General features: G+C 76.9%; 1 protein-coding gene. It reads left to right on the top strand.

Features of this window, described 5'->3' with window-relative positions; all coding sequences use genetic code 11:
• Positions 1–1,022 (top strand): hypothetical protein (locus ABZ885_RS41845; protein ID WP_360200542.1); only part of this gene is annotated, 1,022 nt, incomplete at its 5' end.
• Positions 1,023–1,093 lie beyond the last annotated feature (71 nt).

The raw sequence follows: 1,093 nt of genomic DNA, 5'->3' as shown, positions 1-1,093 counted from the left end.
CATCCGCCGCCGAGAGCGGCGAGCGGGCCCGGGCCGAGGACACCGCCGCCGCGCTCGGCGCCAAGCTCGACGAACTGGCCGCCGTCCGGCCGGCGCCCGTCGAGGCACCGTCACCCGCCGTCCCGCGCGAACTGCCGCTCGGGCGCGACGCCGTCGCCGACAGCGTGGTCGACGGCGCCGACCTGGGCCCGCTGGTGGTGCGCGCCGCCTCGGTCCGCGGGGAGAGCAACCGCCGTGGCAAGGAGCACCGCCGGGACGCCGTCCTGCTCAGCAGGATCGACGGGTTCGGCACGCCCGTCCTGCTCGGCTCCGTCGCCTCCGGCGCCCCGGGGGAGCCGCTGAGCCAGACCGCCGCCACCGCGGCCTGCCGTGCGCTTCCCCAGCAACTCGCCGACTACGCACCGAGGTTGCAGGGGAAGCTGTTCGGCGCCGGGTACGACCCGGAGGTCTCCGGCATGCTCGGCGTCGCGCTCGGCGGGGTGGCCCGCTCGGTGCAGCTCGTCGCCGACGGCGCCGCCGCGGTGCTCGGCGGCCGGGACGCGCAGCGCGGCCGGGCCGCCGCCACCTCGCTGTTCGCGGTGCTGTCCGAACTCGACGACCGGGAGCGGGACGGCGTCCGCCGGCACATCGCCTTCGGGGTCGGTGACGGCGTGGTGCTGCGGCTGCGCGACGAGGGCTCGGGGCCCCGCTGGACGGCGGTCTTCGAACCCGAGCGCTCGCTGCGCGTCCACCGGCTCCCCGCCTCGCCCGCGGCGCTCGCCTGGTCGCGCTTCCCGACCGTGCCGGGCGACGTGCTGGTGGTGGCCGGGCGCGCGATGGCGGAGCTGCTGCTCCGCCCCGACACCGGCGAGTGGTTCGCGCAGCGGTGGGCCGGCCGCCAGCCGTACCTCACGTCCTTCCTGTCGGACGTCAACGTCGAGGTCCGGGCCACCACCGGCGGCGACCGCAGCCTGGTCACCGTCTGGGACTACGGCCAGGCCCGGCTGGCCGAGGAGGCTAGGGCTGCGACCTGCTGGTGGTGAACGAGGTCGGCAACGGCAAGGCGTTCGGCCAGGACGTCAACGAGGCCGTGGTGCTGGGCTCCGACGGCAGT

It is taken from the genome of Kitasatospora sp. NPDC047058 (assembly GCF_040643935.1).
In the GTDB taxonomy this organism is placed as follows: Bacteria; Actinomycetota; Actinomycetes; order Streptomycetales; family Streptomycetaceae; genus Kitasatospora.
This window is presented reverse-complemented; position numbering and strand designations above follow the sequence as displayed.